A 13,709-nucleotide genomic window follows, 5' to 3' on the forward strand; every position below is an offset into this window, starting at 1 on the left:
ACGATGAAACGCTATTGGGAAATCGATGCACTGCGCGGGCTGATGCTCCTGCTGATGACCCTGACGCATCTGCCGACGCGCCTCACCGATCCGCTCGGGCAGCCCTTCGGCTTCGTGTCGGCGGCGGAGGGCTTCGTGCTGCTGTCGGCGTTCGTCTCGGGGCTCGTCTACAGCCGGGTCAGCTACAACCAGGGCGTGGATTCGATGCGGCGTGCCTTCTGGCGGCGGGCGCTCAAGGTCTACCTCAGCCAGGCCGCGACGCTGCTGTTTCTCTTCACGATCATCTCGGCGGTGAGTCTGCGCATTGACCAGCCGGCGGTGAAGAACCTGCTGTCGTTCTACCTCGCCAATCCGCGTGAAGGCTTTCTCTATTCGCTGCTATTGATCTACGAGCCGGCGCTGCTCGACATCCTGCCGATGTACATCTTCTTCATGCTGCTCAGCCCGTGGGTGCTGGCCTTCGCGTTGCGGCACGGCTGGACCGGCGTGATGGTCGCGAGCGCGGCGCTGTGGGGGCTGGCGCAGTTCGGCCTGAGCGAATGGCTGTACGGGCTGGTGGTGCGGTTCACCGGGCTCGACGTGCCATTTCATGAGATGGGCGCTTTCAACGCCTTTGCCTGGCAGTTCCTGTGGTTCGCGGGCCTGTGGATGGGGGCCAGCCGCAATTCACCCGATGCGCGGCCATTCCGCTTTCCGGCATCGGTGATTGCAATCGCGACCGCCCTGTTGTTCTATGGCTTCCACTGGCGACACTTCGGCATTCACGGGCAGGCACCCTTCGGTGGCGACGTCGAGCGGAACCTCCTGTTCGACAAATGGCAGCTCGGTCCGCTGCGCATCGTCAATCTCGTGGTGCTCGGCATCGTCGCGATCCAGTGGGGGCCGGCGTTCATGCGGTGGATTCCGCGCCTTCATTGGCTCGAAGCGATGGGGCGTGCCTCGCTGCCGGTGTTCTGCGCGCACCTCGTCGCGGTGCTGCTGGTCCTTGCGATCTACGGCGACAGCCAGACCGCGCGCCCCTGGTGGGGCGATGCGTTGCTGCTGGCGGTCGTGTTCTCTGGGCTCTATGCGGTCGCGCGCGTCAGCCAGTGGCTGGACGGGCGCAAGCCGAAATCGTCGGCGCCGTCAGCGCAGCCCCTGGGCGACTGAGGCATCCACGCGCGTCCCCGGCTCCGCGAGGTGCGACGCGATCACCGATTGCCAGAGGCGGTATCCCTCGTCGGTCATGTGGAGCTGATCCGCGCGGAACAGTTCGGGGCGCGGGCGACCGTCGGCGCCCAGCATCGGCGTGTAGACGTCGATGAATTCTGTGTTGGGCATGCGGCGCAGGTAGGCTGCGATCGCGTCGTTGGTCTCGCGCATCTGCGTCATGAGCTTCACGCGCGAGGGGCTCGGCTTGATCGAGATGTAGGCGATGCGTGTGTCCGGCAACTCGCCCCGCACGGTGTTGGCGAAACGGGCGAAGCTCTCGAGCACCTGCATCGGCGTGCGGTTCTCGGCGAGATCGTTGTCGCCCGCATACACCAGCACGAGCCGGGGCTTGTAGCGCACGACGAGGTCCTGCGCGAAGAGACTGGCGTCCTCCATCGTCGAGCCGCCGAAGCCGCGGTTGATGACCACCGGCTGCTGCGGGAAGTCCTGCGCGATATGGGGCCACATCCGGATCGTGGAGCTGCCGACGAACAGCACGCCGCCGGCGGCCGGCGGCCGTTCCCTGTCGGCCGCGTCGAAGGCGCTCAGCTCCTTCTGCCACCTGGCCTTGGCCGCGACGTAAGCCGGCGTTGCCTGGTGGGGCGCGTCGGCCGGCGCGGTCTGGGCATGCGATGCCAGCGCGGTCGCCAGCGCGAGCGAGGAAAGGACGAGGCGGAGGGTGTTCATCAGCGGCTGTTCCGCCCGATCCCCTGATAGACGATGCCGGCTTCGCGCATCGCGGCGGGCTCGTAGAGGTTGCGGCCGTCGAAGATCACCGGCGACTTCATCATCGCCTTGAGCCGGGTCAGGTTCGGGCTGCGGTAGGCCTTCCACTCGGTGACGATGATCAGCGCGTCAGCGCCGTCCAGGGCGCTCATCGGGTCCTTGGGGGCGCAGTAGCTGATTTGATTGAGCAGCTCGGGCGCATCGGCGAAATCCAGCGCCAGCACGCGGCGCGTTTCCTCGACCGCGATCGGGTCGTGCGCCACCACGCGCGCGCCGGCGCGCACCAGCGCATCGATCACCACGCGGCTGGGCGCCTCGCGCATGTCGTCGGTGTTGGGCTTGAAGGCCAGGCCCCAGAGCGCGAAGGTGCGCCCCTTCAGGTCGGCGCCGAAATGGGCGAGCACCTTGTTCGTGAGCGCGTGCTTCTGGTCGTTGTTCACCGCCTCGACCGATTCGAGCACGCGCAGCGAATGGCCGTACTCCTGAGCGATGCGGGTCAGCGCCTTGATGTCCTTCGGAAAGCAGCTTCCGCCGTAGCCGGTGCCCGCGTACAGGAAGCTGTAGCCGATGCGTGGGTCCGAGCCGATGCCCTGGCGCACCGCCTCGATGTCCGCGCCCACGCGGTCGGCCAGGTTCGCCAGCTCGTTCATGAAGCTGATGCGCGTGGCGAGCATCGCGTTGGCCGCGTACTTGGTGAACTCGGCCGAGCGCACGTCCATCACGCGCGTGCGCTCGTGATTGCGATTGAACGGCGCGTAAAGCTTTCGCATGGACGCCAGCGCTTCACGGCCGTCCTCGTCGTCCGCGCAACCGATGACGATGCGGTCCGGCCGCATGAAGTCCTCCACCGCGGCGCCTTCCTTGAGGAACTCGGGGTTGCTCACCACCGAGAAGCGCAGGTCGGCGCGCCCGCGCTTGTCCAGCTCTTCCTGGATCACGGCCTTGACGCGGTCGGCCGTGCCCACCGGCACGGTGGACTTGTCCACCACGACCTTGAAGCTGGTCATGTAGCGGCCGATGTTGCGCGCGGCGGCCAGCACGTACTGCATGTCGGCGCTGCCGTCCTCGTCGGGCGGCGTGCCCACGGCGATGAACTGGACGTCTCCGTGCGCGACCGAGGCTTCGATGTCCGTCGAGAAATCGAGCCGTCCGGCATCGACGTTCGATGCAACGAGGTCTTCAAGACCCGGCTCGTAGATGGGGATGCCGCCCGCGTTGAGCGTGGCGATCTTGCGTTCGTCCACGTCCAGACAGAAGACGTGGTTGCCGAGGTCCGCGAGGCAGGTGCCGGTGACAAGCCCGACGTAGCCGGTGCCGATGATGGTGATGTTCATGAATTCAGGTTGCGGAAGATTCCGACAGGAGCTTGTCGAAGTATGCAATGGTCTTCTTCAGCCCCTCGTCGAGCTGCGTGCGGGGCGCCCAGCCGCCCAGTTCCTTCTGTGCCACCGTGATGTCGGGGCGGCGCTGCTTGGGGTCGTCGGCCGGCAGGGGCATGCGCACGAGTTTGCTCTTCGAGCCGGTCAGTTCGATCACCTTGTTGGCCAGGTCCAGCATCGAGAACTCGCCCGGGTTGCCGATGTTGACCGGGCCCGGCACCTCGTCGCCGGTGGCCATCATGCGCAGCATCGCGTCGACGAGGTCGTCCACGTAGCAGAAGCTGCGCGTCTGCTGGCCGTCGCCGTAGATGGTGATGTCCTGGCCCTTGAGCGCCTGGACGATGAAGTTCGACACCACGCGCCCGTCGTTCATGTGCATCCGCGGCCCGTAGGTGTTGAAGATGCGCACCACCTTGATGCGCAGCTTGTGCTGGCGGTGATAGTCGAAGAACAGCGTTTCGGCGCAGCGCTTGCCTTCGTCGTAGCAGCTTCGGATGCCGATCGGGTTCACGCGGCCCCAGTATTGCTCGACCTGCGGATGGATCTCCGGGTCGCCGTAGACCTCGCTGGTCGATGCCTGCAGGATCTTGGCGCGCACGCGCTTGGCCAGCCCCAGCATGTTGATCGCGCCGTGCACGCTGGTCTTGGTGGTCTGCACCGGGTCGTGCTGGTAGTGCACCGGCGAGGCCGGGCAGGCGAGGTTGAAGATCTCGTCGACCTCCACATAGAGCGGGAAGGTCACGTCATGGCGCATCAGCTCGAAACGCGGATGCTCGTGCAGATGCTCGACATTGCGCTTGGTGCCGGTGAAGAAGTTGTCCACGCACAGCACGTCGTGCCCCTGCTCCAGCAGGCGGTCGCACAGGTGGCTGCCGAGGAAACCGGCGCCGCCGGTGACGAGAATTCGCTTCGAGGCGTTGTATTGCCGCATGGTCTGGATCACTCCTTGAATCAGATCTGGGGTTGCTGTTGCTGGCGCTTTTCGTACATCTTCGCGTCAACCAGCATCCGGAACCAAAGGGCCTGGAAAAAGGCGAAGTAGAAGCCGGTCCTCCCGTCGAGGAAGCCGAGCCGGAACACATAACGGTAGACAAAGTAGCCGAGCGAGCGCAGGCCCGTCGGCAGCTTGTAGTAGATCTCCTTGATGAAGCGCGTTCGCTCGCGCGCGTCGCCCATCAGTCTCGGCTGAAGCACACTGCCGGATGCCGACGCGGGGCTGAGCTTCTCCTTGGCCTCGGCGTCGCTCCAGCGGTTGTGGCTCGCGATCCAGTCGGTGAGCTTGGCGGCGTTCTTGTCGTGCATGAAGCCGCGCAGCCGGCCGGCCTTGGCGGTGCTGATGAAATGCTGGTCGTAGAGCCGCGCCTCGCAGCGCCCGACACCGGAGCGAAACAGGCGCAGATGCCACGGGTTCACACCACTGAAACGCAGGCGCTTGCCCATGAAGTAGTCGCAGCGCCGGATGAGATAGGCATCGAACCCCGGCTGGCCCGAAAGCAGTGCATCGATCTCGGCGACCGCCCGGTCGTCGAGCACTTCGTCGGCGTCGAGGTGCAACTGCCATTGGTAGTCCTGCTCGATCTGCGAGATCGCCCAGTTGCGCTGGTCGCTGTAATTGGAGAACGGGCGCTGCACCACGGTGCAGCCCAGCTCTGCCAGGATGGCGGGAGTTCCGTCCGAGGAATGGGAATCCACCACGTAAACGTGAGGGCTCACCTTCTTCGCCTGGGCAACCGTTTCGCGAATGATCGAAGCGGAATTGAAGGTCAGGATGACAACGACGCAGCGGGGCTTTTCCATAGGCTTGGCTCGATTGCTGCTTCGACAGAAGCGCAAATCATGCCAAACTTTAGCACTACATTTTTACATTTGGGAACACGTCCGACGGATGGTGTTCCCCCTGCCTATGGCGTATTCCTCACAGGAGGCGGGCGCGATGGCGGGCGATCTGCTGGCGCACCTGTGCAGGCGCGGTGCCGCCCAGGATGTTGCGCGCGGTGAGCGAGCCGCGCAGGGAAAGGACGTCGTAGACATCCTTCTCGATCGTCGGGTTGAAGCCCTGCAGCACCGCCAGCGGCAACTCCGACAGGTCGACCTTGTGTGAAATGGCGGCCTTGACCGCATGCGCCACGGTTTCATGCGCGTCGCGGAAGGGCAGGCCCTTCTTGACCAGGTAGTCGGCCAGGTCGGTCGCGGTCGCGTAGCCGCGCAGCGCCGCCATCTCCATGGCCTCGGGCTTGACGGTGATGCCGCCGACCATTTCCGCAAAGATGCGCAGGGTGTCCTTGAGCGTGTCGACGGTGTCGAACAGCGGCTCCTTGTCTTCCTGGTTGTCCTTGTTGTAGGCCAGGGGCTGGCCCTTCATGAGGGTGATGAGGCCCATCAGGTGGCCGACCACGCGGCCGGTCTTGCCGCGGGCGAGTTCGGGAACGTCGGGGTTCTTCTTCTGCGGCATGATCGAACTGCCGGTGCAGAAGCGGTCCGCGATGTCGATGAAGCCGAAGGACTGGCTCATCCAGAGCACCAACTCTTCGCTCAGGCGGCTGATGTGCACCATCGCCAGCGAGGCCGCCGAGGTGAACTCGATCGCGAAGTCGCGGTCGCTCACCGCATCGAGGCTGTTCTGGCAGACGCCGTCCATGCCCAGCGCCTTGGCCACGGCTTCGCGGTCCAGCGGGTAGCTCGTGCCGGCCAGGGCGGCGGCGCCCAGCGGCAGGCGGTTGACGCGCTTGCGCACGTCGCCCATGCGTTCGGCATCGCGCGAGAACATCTCCACGTAGGCCAGCATGTGGTGGCCGAAGCTCACCGGCTGCGCCACCTGCAGGTGCGTGAAGCCGGGGAGGATCACCTCCACGTTCTTCTCGGCGAGGTCGAGCAGCGATTTCTGCAGATCGGCCAGGAGCCCGCCGATCAGGTCGATTTCGCCACGCAGCCAGAGCCGGACGTCGGTGGCGACCTGGTCGTTGCGGCTGCGGCCGGTATGCAGGCGCTTGCCGGCGTCGCCCACGAGTTGCGTGAGGCGGGCCTCGATGTTGAGGTGCACGTCTTCCAGGTCGAGCTTCCACTCGAATTGCCCGGATTCGATTTCCTCGCGAATCTGCTTCATCCCGCGTTCGATTGCGGCGTGGTCCTGCGCGCCGATGATGCCTTGGGCCGCCAACATGCCGGCATGCGCCAGCGAGCCCTCGATATCTGCCTGCCACAGCCGCTTGTCGAAGAACACGCTGGCGGTGTAGCGCTTGACGAGGTCGCTCATCGGTTCGGAGAACAGGGCGGACCAGGCTTCGGATTTCTTGTCGAGTTGGTTTTGAGTCATGGGAGACGGCCGGGAGGCAATAATGGGTTGGTCACCCAGTGTTTCATTGATGCGCAACCCGTCGATTTTATCGGCCACCCCTTCGCCATCGTCCAGGACGAAACCGGCTTCGGTCCCGGCCGCTTCCGTACCCGCGCCTCTGGGTTCGGTGGTTTTCGACGCCTGCCAGATCGGCGTCGTGCTGCGCGCGGTGCTTTTCGTCGAAGTCGTGGTGGCGGTCGCCACGCTGTTTCTGGCGGCCTCGCCGTCCGAATGGCTGCTGCTGGCGGCGACCGTGACGGGTGGCGCGCTGCCGGCGACCCTGCTCTGGCTGCTCGTCGGATGCGCCCTCAAGAAGCCCCTCGGCCGCCTGCCCCTGCGGGCGCAGTACGGGGCTGGCGCGCTACTCGGCGCGGTGGCGGGGCTCTACGGCTGCGGTCTGCTGCGGTTGACCGGTGTGATCGCGGCCTCTGCCTGGGTGGCGAGCGCCCTGGCCGGCGCGCTGTTCGCGAGCCTGATCGTTGCCGCACTGGTGCTGCGCGCGCGGGGGCGAACACCGGCGGCGACCACGGCGCGCCTGGAAGAACTTCAGTCGCGCATCCGACCGCACTTTCTGTTCAACACGCTCAACAGTGCCATCGCGCTGGTGCGCCACGAGCCGGCCAAGGCCGAAGCCATGCTGGAGGACCTGAGCGAACTCTTCCGGCAGGCGCTGGCGGACCCCGGCGAGTCGGTCACGCTGGCCGACGAAATCGCGCTCGCGGAGCGCTACCTCGCCATCGAGCAGGTGCGATTCGGCGACCGGATGCGCGTGCGCTGGGACCTCGACCCGGACGCCAATTCCGCGCGCCTGCCGCCGCTGCTGCTGCAGCCGCTGGTGGAAAACGCAGTCAAGCATGGCGTGGAGCCAAGCCCCGAGGGCGCCAAGTTGCGCATCCGCACGGAACGCCGCGGCAGCATGGTGCTGATCGAGGTCATCAACAGCCTGCCGCCGCTGCGCTGGGCCGACGAACCTTTGCCGCGCGGCCACGGCATTGCGCTCGGCAATGTGCGCGACCGCCTGCATCTCCTGCACGACATGCGGGCGCAGTTCAGCGCCGGCCTGGACCAGAAGCACTATCGCGTGCGCATTGCCATTCCAGCTGAACCATGAATTCTCTTCGCACCTTGATCGTCGATGATGAAGCCTTGGCGCGTTCCCGGATGCGCGCGCTCCTGGCGGATTGCCGCTCGCCAGCCGCCGACATCGTCGGCGAAGCGGCGAACGGCGAAGCCGCCCTGGAGCAGCTTGGTACGCAGCGTCTCGACCTCGTGCTGCTGGACATCCACATGCCCGGCATCGATGGCCTCGAGTTCGCGCGCCACCTGCGCAGCCGGCCGGACGCGCCAGCCGTGATCTTCGTCACTGCCTATGCGGCGCACGCGGTGACGGCGTTCGAGCTCGAGGCGGTCGACTATTTGACGAAGCCGGTGCGCGTCGAACGCCTCCAGCAGGCCTTGCAGAAGGTGGCGCGCCATCTGGGCGACCGCCAGCCGGCTGCCGTGCAGGAGCCCCAGGACGTGCTGCTGATCCTCGATCGCGGCCGGACCGAGCGCGTGCCGCTGTCGGAGGTGCTCTATCTGAAGTCCGAGTTCAAGTACCTCACGGTGCGTACCGCGCAGCGCAGCCACATCTTCGATGGCTCGCTCTCCGACCTGGAGGAGCGCTATCCGAAGCGCTTCGTGCGCGTGCATCGCAACGCGCTCGTGGCGCGGGCCGCGATCCGTGCGCTCGAGAAATACGACGATGGCGAGGAGGCGGAAGGCTGGGCCCTGCGGTTGGACGGCATACCGGAACCTGTCGTGGTGTCGCGGCGGCAGCTTCCAACCGTTCGCGAGGTGCTGAAGGAGCCGCGGTGAGCGACGGCCCGGACACCAGGAACGAAGCGCCCGAAGCGCCCCCCGAGGCCGAGCCCGAGCGCGTGTTGCTGCACATGCCGGTGGACGTGCGCAGTGCGTCGCTGGTGGCGCTCGCGGTCCTCGGGAGCGTGTTCGCGTTGCACTGGGCGGCGGCGGTGTTCATCCCGCTGATGGTGAGCCTGATGCTCACCTACGCCCTGGCGCCGCTGGTCGATCTGCTCGAACGCTGGAAGGTGTCGCGCTGGGTCGGGTCCGCCGTGATCCTGCTCGCCCTCGGCGGCGCAATGGGATGGACGGGCTATTCGCTCTCCGGCAGTGCGCAGGACCTCGTCGATGCGCTGCCCGTCGCGGCGCAGAAGCTACGACTCGCCGTGCGCGGCGACGGCCGGGCGAAGGACCCGAGCACGCTCGACACCGTGCAGAAGGCGGCCGCGCAGATCGAGCAGGCCGCCGAGGAGAATTCGGCCAAGGTCGCTGCGCGCAAGGGCGTCGCGCGCGTGGTCATCGAGCGGCCAGCCTTCAATGTCAGGGACTACCTGTGGAGCGGCACGGTCGGCCTGATCGCGGCGGCGGGGCAGCTCACGCTGATCGCCTTCCTGACCTACTTCGCATTGGGCTCGGGGGACACCTTCCGCCGCAAGCTGGTCAAGATCACCGGCCCAAGCCTGCAGAAGAAGAAGATCACGGTGCATGTGCTCGACGCCATCACGAAGAACATCGAGCGCTTCCTGCTGGTGCAGATCCTGACCAGCGCGCTCGTCGGCATCGCGACGGGATTGGCGTTCTGGGCCATCGGCCTGGAGAGCGCGGCGGTCTGGGGCATCGTGGCCGGCGTGACCAACCTCATTCCCTACATCGGTTCGGTCATCGTGATGGCGACCGCCGGGCTGGTGGCCTTCCTGCAGTTCAACAGCGTGCAGATGGCGCTGCTCGTGGGCGGCAGTTCGTTGCTCATCCATACCCTGGTGGGCAATCTGCTTCTGCCGATCCTCACCAGCCGGACGAGCCAAATGAACCCGGTGGCGGTGTTCGTCGGCGTGATCTTCTGGGGCTGGCTTTGGGGCATCTGGGGTCTGCTGCTGGGCATCCCGATCATGATGGTCGCCAAGGCCATCTGCGATCACGTCGAGGACCTGCAGCCTATCGGGGAACTCCTCGGAGAGTAGATCCCATCACCGTCAAGGCCGTGGAGCGTTAGCCAGGGCACCCCCGGAACCGGCTTCGCCGGGCCGCCGGGTGCGCCCCCTGGAAGGGGGTGCAGAGCCACACGAAGTGGGCGAGGCTGGGGGTCAGCCCGTATTCCTTAGGCCGGCGGCTACCCCGTTGATGGACATGTGAATGCCACTGCGGAGCCGTTCGTCGATCTGCCCCGCGCGATAGCGCCGCATCAACTCCACCTGCAGATGGTGCAGCGGATCGATGTACGGGAAGCGGTGGCGGATCGAGCGTTGCATCTCGGCATTGCCTTCCAGCCGCTGCTTCTCGCCGGTGATGAGCACCAGCGCGTCCGAGGTGCGGTGCCACTCGGCGTCGATCATCGAGAACACCTTCTGCCGCAGCTTGCGGTCGGCAACCAGTTCCGAGTAGCGTGAGGCCAGCGCGAGATCGCTCTTGGCAAGCACCATGTCCATGTTCGACAGCAGGGTGCGGAAGAAAGGCCACTGCGCGTACATGCGCTGCAGCAGCGCCTGCCGTTCCTTGCGCGCGGCGGGGCTGCCGGCGTTGCCCAGGAACTTCTCGATCGCCGAGCCGAAGCCGTACCAGCCCGGCAGCGTGAGACGGCACTGGCCCCAGCTGAAGCTCCATGGCACCGCGCGCAGGTCTTCGATGCTGCGGCTCGGGTTGCGCGAGGCAGGCCGCGAGCCGATGTTGAGCTCCGCGATCTCGCGGATCGGCGTGGCGCTGAAGAAGTAGTCGCCGAAGTTGGGTGTGTCGTACACCAGCGCGCGGTACGCGGCCATGCTCGCCGAGGAGAGTTCCGCCGCAGCGGCCATGAAAGTGCTCGGCGCTGCCTTCGCGCTCGGCAGCAGCGTCGCTTCGAGCGTGGCCGCGACCAGCGTTTCGAGATTGCGGCGCCCGATCTCGTGGTTGGCGTACTTCGAGCCGATCACCTCGCCCTGCTCGGTCAACCGGATCTGTCCGCGCACCGTGCCCGGGGGCTGCGCGAGGATCGCCTGGTAGCTCGGTCCGCCGCCGCGGCCCACCGTGCCGCCGCGGCCATGGAACATGCGCAGGCGGATTGGGGCCCCCACGCTCGGCGCTGACGCGTCCTCGCTGCCCCCCGAGGGGGCGCTCGCCCGCTTGGGGCGGCCCGGCGCGGGACTCGGCACGCGGCTCTCGGCGTTCAGCTCGTCGAACAGCGCCACCAGCGCGAGGCCCGCGCGGTAGAGCTCCCAGTTGCTGGTGAAGATGCCGCCGTCCTTGTTGCTGTCGCTGTAGCCGAGCATCACGTCCTGCTCGGCGCCCGAGCGCTGGATCAGCCCATGGATGCCCGGCAGCGCATAGAAGGCGCGCACGATCGGCGCGGCGTTGCGCAAGTCCTCGATGGTCTCGAACAGCGGCACCACGATCAGGTCGCAGGTCGCGCTCTCGGCGAGGGTTCCGCGCAGCAAGCCGACTTCCTTTTGCAGCAGCAGCGCTTCGAGCAGGTCGCTCACTGTTTCGGTGTGGCTGATGATGTAGTGCCGGATGGCCGCCGCGCCGAAGCGCGCACGCGCGGTGCGTGCGGCGGCGAAGATGGCCAGCTCGCTCTTTGCCAATGGGGAGTAGTCCGCATCGGGCACGCGCAGGGGGCGCGCGTCGTCGAGCAGGCGCAGCAGCAGCGTCTGCTTGGCCTCTTCGGCGAGGGAGGCGTAGCCGGGCTCGATGCGCGCTGTCGCAAGCAGCTCGGCGACGACGGCTTCATGCTTGTCGGAGCTCTGGCGCAGGTCCACCGTCGCGAGATGGAAGCCGAACACTTCCACGGCGCGGATGAGTGGATGCAGCCGTTGCGCCGCCAGCACCGCGCCATGCTGGTCGACGAGCGATTCCTCGATCGTGCGCAGGTCGGCAAGGAACTCTTCGGCGTGCAGATAGGGGTTCTGCGGCGGAACCGCGTGACGCGCGGCCTGGCCACCGGTGAGGTCGCGCAAGGTGGCGGCGAGCCGCGAATAGATGCCGGTGAGCGCGAGGCGATAAGGCTCGTCCACGCGGTGCTCGTTCTTGTCGGGCGAGCGTTCGGCCAGCGCCTGCATCTCGACCGACACATCCACCAAGGTGGCCGACAACGACAGCTCGCCGCCGAGGTAGTGCACTTCCGTCAGATAGTGGCGCAGCGCCAGTTCGGCCTGGCGCCGCAGCGCGTATTCGAGCGTCTCTGCGGTGACGTTGGGATTGCCGTCGCGATCGCCGCCGATCCACTGGCCCATGCGCAGGAAAGGCGCCACGGAGGGCACGGTGTCGCCGTGCGCGAGGGCCTTCTCCAGGTCGGCGTAGACGCGCGGGATCTCGCGCAGGAAGGTGGCTTCGTAGTAGCTCAGCGCGTTCTCGATCTCGTCGGCGACCGTGAGCTTGGAAAAGCGCAGCAGCCGCGTCTGCCAGAGCTGCGTGACGCGGGTGCGCATCTGCTCTTCGTTCTCCGCGTATTCGATCGGCGTCAGCGCGTCCTTCTTGCCCGCAAAGGCCAGCTGGCGCAACGCGATCTCGTCGCGCGCCGCGAGCAACTGGGCGATCGCACGTTCGGCATCCAGGATGCTCTTGCGCTGCACTTCCGTCGGGTGCGCGGTAAGCACGGGCGAGACGTAGCTGTGCGCAAGCGATTCCACGACAGCTTCCGGCTTGATGCCGGCCTTGCGGATGCGCGCGAGCGCGGTCTCCAGGCTGCCCTCGGCGCTTTCGCCGGCGCGTTCGGCCTCGGTGCGGCGGCGGATCTGGTGCCGGTCCTCGGCGAGGTTGGCCAGATGGCTGAAGTAGGTGAAGGCGCGAATCACGCTCACCGTCTCGGCCGCGCTCAGGCCCTTGAGCAGGTTCTTGAGCGCGCGATCGGCGGCATGGTCCGCATCGCGGCGGAAGGCCACCGAGAGCGTGCGGATCTTCTCGACCAGCGCATACGCCGCTTCGCCTTCCTGCTCGCGGATCACGTCGCCGAGGATGCGACCGAGCAGGCGGATGTCGGCGATCAGTGGCAGGTCTTCATCGTTGGCTTTCCGCTTGTGGGCGGTCGGGGCGGGGCTCGTCTTCATCTCGAAACTTCTCCTCGTCGAATAGGCCTGCGGCGAACGTTGCTGCGGCGCAACATGCTAGCATCCCCGCGGTACTTCTCTCTCAATGGAACGGTCTTGAGCAACATCGTGATCGCCACACGCGAAAGCCGTCTGGCGATATGGCAGGCGGAGCACGTGAAGGCGCTTCTGCAAGAACAGGGCCACGCAGTCAGCCTTCTGGGCATGACGACGCGCGGCGACCAGATCCTGGATCGCTCCCTCAGCAAGGTCGGCGGCAAGGGGCTCTTTGTCAAGGAACTCGAGCTTGCGCTCGAGGAAGGCCGTGCCGACATCGCAGTGCATTCGCTCAAGGATGTGCCGATGGATCTGCCCGAGGGCTTTGCGCTGGCCTGCGTGCTGGAGCGTGAAGACCCGCGTGACGCGCTCGTCTCGTCGCGGTTCGATTCGCTCGACGCCTTGCCGCAGGGCGCGGTGGTCGGCACCTCCAGCCTGCGGCGGGTGGTGCTGCTGCGCTCACTGCGGCCCGACCTTCGCATCGAACCGTTGCGCGGCAATCTCGACACCCGTCTGCGCAAGCTCGACGAAGGCCAGTACGACGCGATCGTGCTCGCTGCCGCGGGCCTCAAGCGACTGGGCCTCGGAGGCCGAATCCGCGAGGTCTTCGAACCCGATGCGATGCTGCCCGCGGCCGGGCAGGGCGCGCTGGGCATCGAGGTGCGCGCGGACCGCGCCGACCTGATCGAGCTGCTCGCGGCATTGGGGAGCCGGCCCGACTGGCTCGCCACCGCCGCCGAGCGCGCGGTGAGTCGCGCCATGGGCGGCAGTTGCTCGATGCCGTTGGCCGCACACGCCCGGTGGCAGCCCGGGGGCGAATTGCGCATCGATGCCGCATGGGGCGACCCGGAAGGTGCCGCGCCGCTGGTGCGGGTGCATGTTGAGGCGAACGTGCCGGACTTCGCGCAGGCGGGCGCGCTGGGTGACAGCGCCGCCGACCTCCTGCGCGCGGGCGGTGCGCACTGA

The 13,709-nt window shown here is 66.8% G+C and carries 11 protein-coding genes; 5 read left to right on the plus strand and 6 right to left on the minus strand.

Annotation, left to right across the window (positions count from 1 at the left end; translation table 11 throughout):
• Window positions 1-3 precede the first annotated feature (3 nt).
• Entirely contained in the window at window positions 4-1,149 is a 1,146-nt protein-coding gene (gene opgC / locus BLW05_RS04930; protein WP_093162055.1) for an OpgC domain-containing protein, read from the plus strand.
• On the opposite strand, the gene BLW05_RS04935 is transcribed toward opgC, so the two are convergent.
• The 5 genes from BLW05_RS04935 to argH all read right to left on the minus strand — a co-directional run bounded on the left by BLW05_RS04935 (window position 1,126) and on the right by argH (window position 6,609).
• On the minus strand, window positions 1,126-1,878 hold the full coding sequence (locus BLW05_RS04935; RefSeq protein WP_143044773.1) for an SGNH/GDSL hydrolase family protein: 753 nt from the start codon (window positions 1,876-1,878) through the stop codon (window positions 1,126-1,128). The genes opgC and BLW05_RS04935 overlap by 24 nt on opposite strands.
• A complete protein-coding gene (locus tag BLW05_RS04940; protein WP_093160565.1) occupies window positions 1,878-3,251 on the minus strand; it encodes a UDP-glucose dehydrogenase family protein in 1,374 nt (457 codons plus the stop codon). The genes BLW05_RS04935 and BLW05_RS04940 overlap by 1 nt, the downstream gene beginning before the upstream one ends.
• 4 nt (window positions 3,252-3,255) lie before the next feature.
• Window positions 3,256-4,227 (minus strand): UDP-glucuronic acid decarboxylase family protein, encoded by a 972-nt coding sequence (locus BLW05_RS04945; protein WP_093160567.1) that lies wholly within the window; start codon window positions 4,225-4,227, stop codon window positions 3,256-3,258.
• A 20-nt stretch (window positions 4,228-4,247) separates the two neighbouring features.
• Window positions 4,248-5,093, minus strand: coding sequence for a glycosyltransferase family 2 protein (locus BLW05_RS04950; protein WP_093160570.1), 846 nt, complete (start codon window positions 5,091-5,093; stop codon window positions 4,248-4,250).
• Window positions 5,094-5,211: 118 nt separating this feature from the next.
• On the minus strand, window positions 5,212-6,609 hold the full coding sequence (gene argH / locus BLW05_RS04955) for an argininosuccinate lyase (protein ID WP_093160572.1): 1,398 nt from the start codon (window positions 6,607-6,609) through the stop codon (window positions 5,212-5,214).
• 49 nt (window positions 6,610-6,658) lie between these two features.
• On the opposite strand from argH, the gene BLW05_RS04960 reads away from it, so the two are divergent.
• The 3 genes from BLW05_RS04960 to BLW05_RS04970 are packed head-to-tail and all read left to right on the plus strand — an operon-like array spanning window position 6,659 to window position 9,653.
• On the plus strand, window positions 6,659-7,741 hold the full coding sequence (locus BLW05_RS04960) for a histidine kinase (RefSeq protein WP_371126917.1): 1,083 nt from the start codon (window positions 6,659-6,661) through the stop codon (window positions 7,739-7,741).
• Window positions 7,738-8,487 (plus strand): LytR/AlgR family response regulator transcription factor, encoded by a 750-nt coding sequence (locus BLW05_RS04965; protein WP_093160577.1) that lies wholly within the window; start codon window positions 7,738-7,740, stop codon window positions 8,485-8,487. The genes BLW05_RS04960 and BLW05_RS04965 overlap by 4 nt, the downstream gene beginning before the upstream one ends.
• On the plus strand, window positions 8,484-9,653 hold the full coding sequence (locus tag BLW05_RS04970; protein ID WP_256330049.1) for an AI-2E family transporter: 1,170 nt from the start codon (window positions 8,484-8,486) through the stop codon (window positions 9,651-9,653). Before BLW05_RS04965 ends, BLW05_RS04970 begins: the two co-directional genes overlap by 4 nt.
• Before the next feature lie 123 nt (window positions 9,654-9,776).
• Here the strand turns inward: BLW05_RS04970 and BLW05_RS04975 are convergent, their stop codons facing one another.
• On the minus strand, window positions 9,777-12,707 hold the full coding sequence (locus tag BLW05_RS04975; RefSeq protein ID WP_093160580.1) for a phosphoenolpyruvate carboxylase: 2,931 nt from the start codon (window positions 12,705-12,707) through the stop codon (window positions 9,777-9,779).
• A 54-nt stretch (window positions 12,708-12,761) separates the two neighbouring features.
• Between BLW05_RS04975 and hemC the strand changes: the two genes are divergently transcribed.
• On the plus strand, window positions 12,762-13,709 hold the full coding sequence (hemC, locus tag BLW05_RS04980) for a hydroxymethylbilane synthase (RefSeq protein ID WP_093162058.1): 948 nt from the start codon (window positions 12,762-12,764) through the stop codon (window positions 13,707-13,709).

The sequence above is a fragment of the Variovorax sp. YR216 genome, from assembly GCF_900107745.1.
Classification (GTDB): Bacteria; Pseudomonadota; Gammaproteobacteria; order Burkholderiales; family Burkholderiaceae_C; genus Variovorax.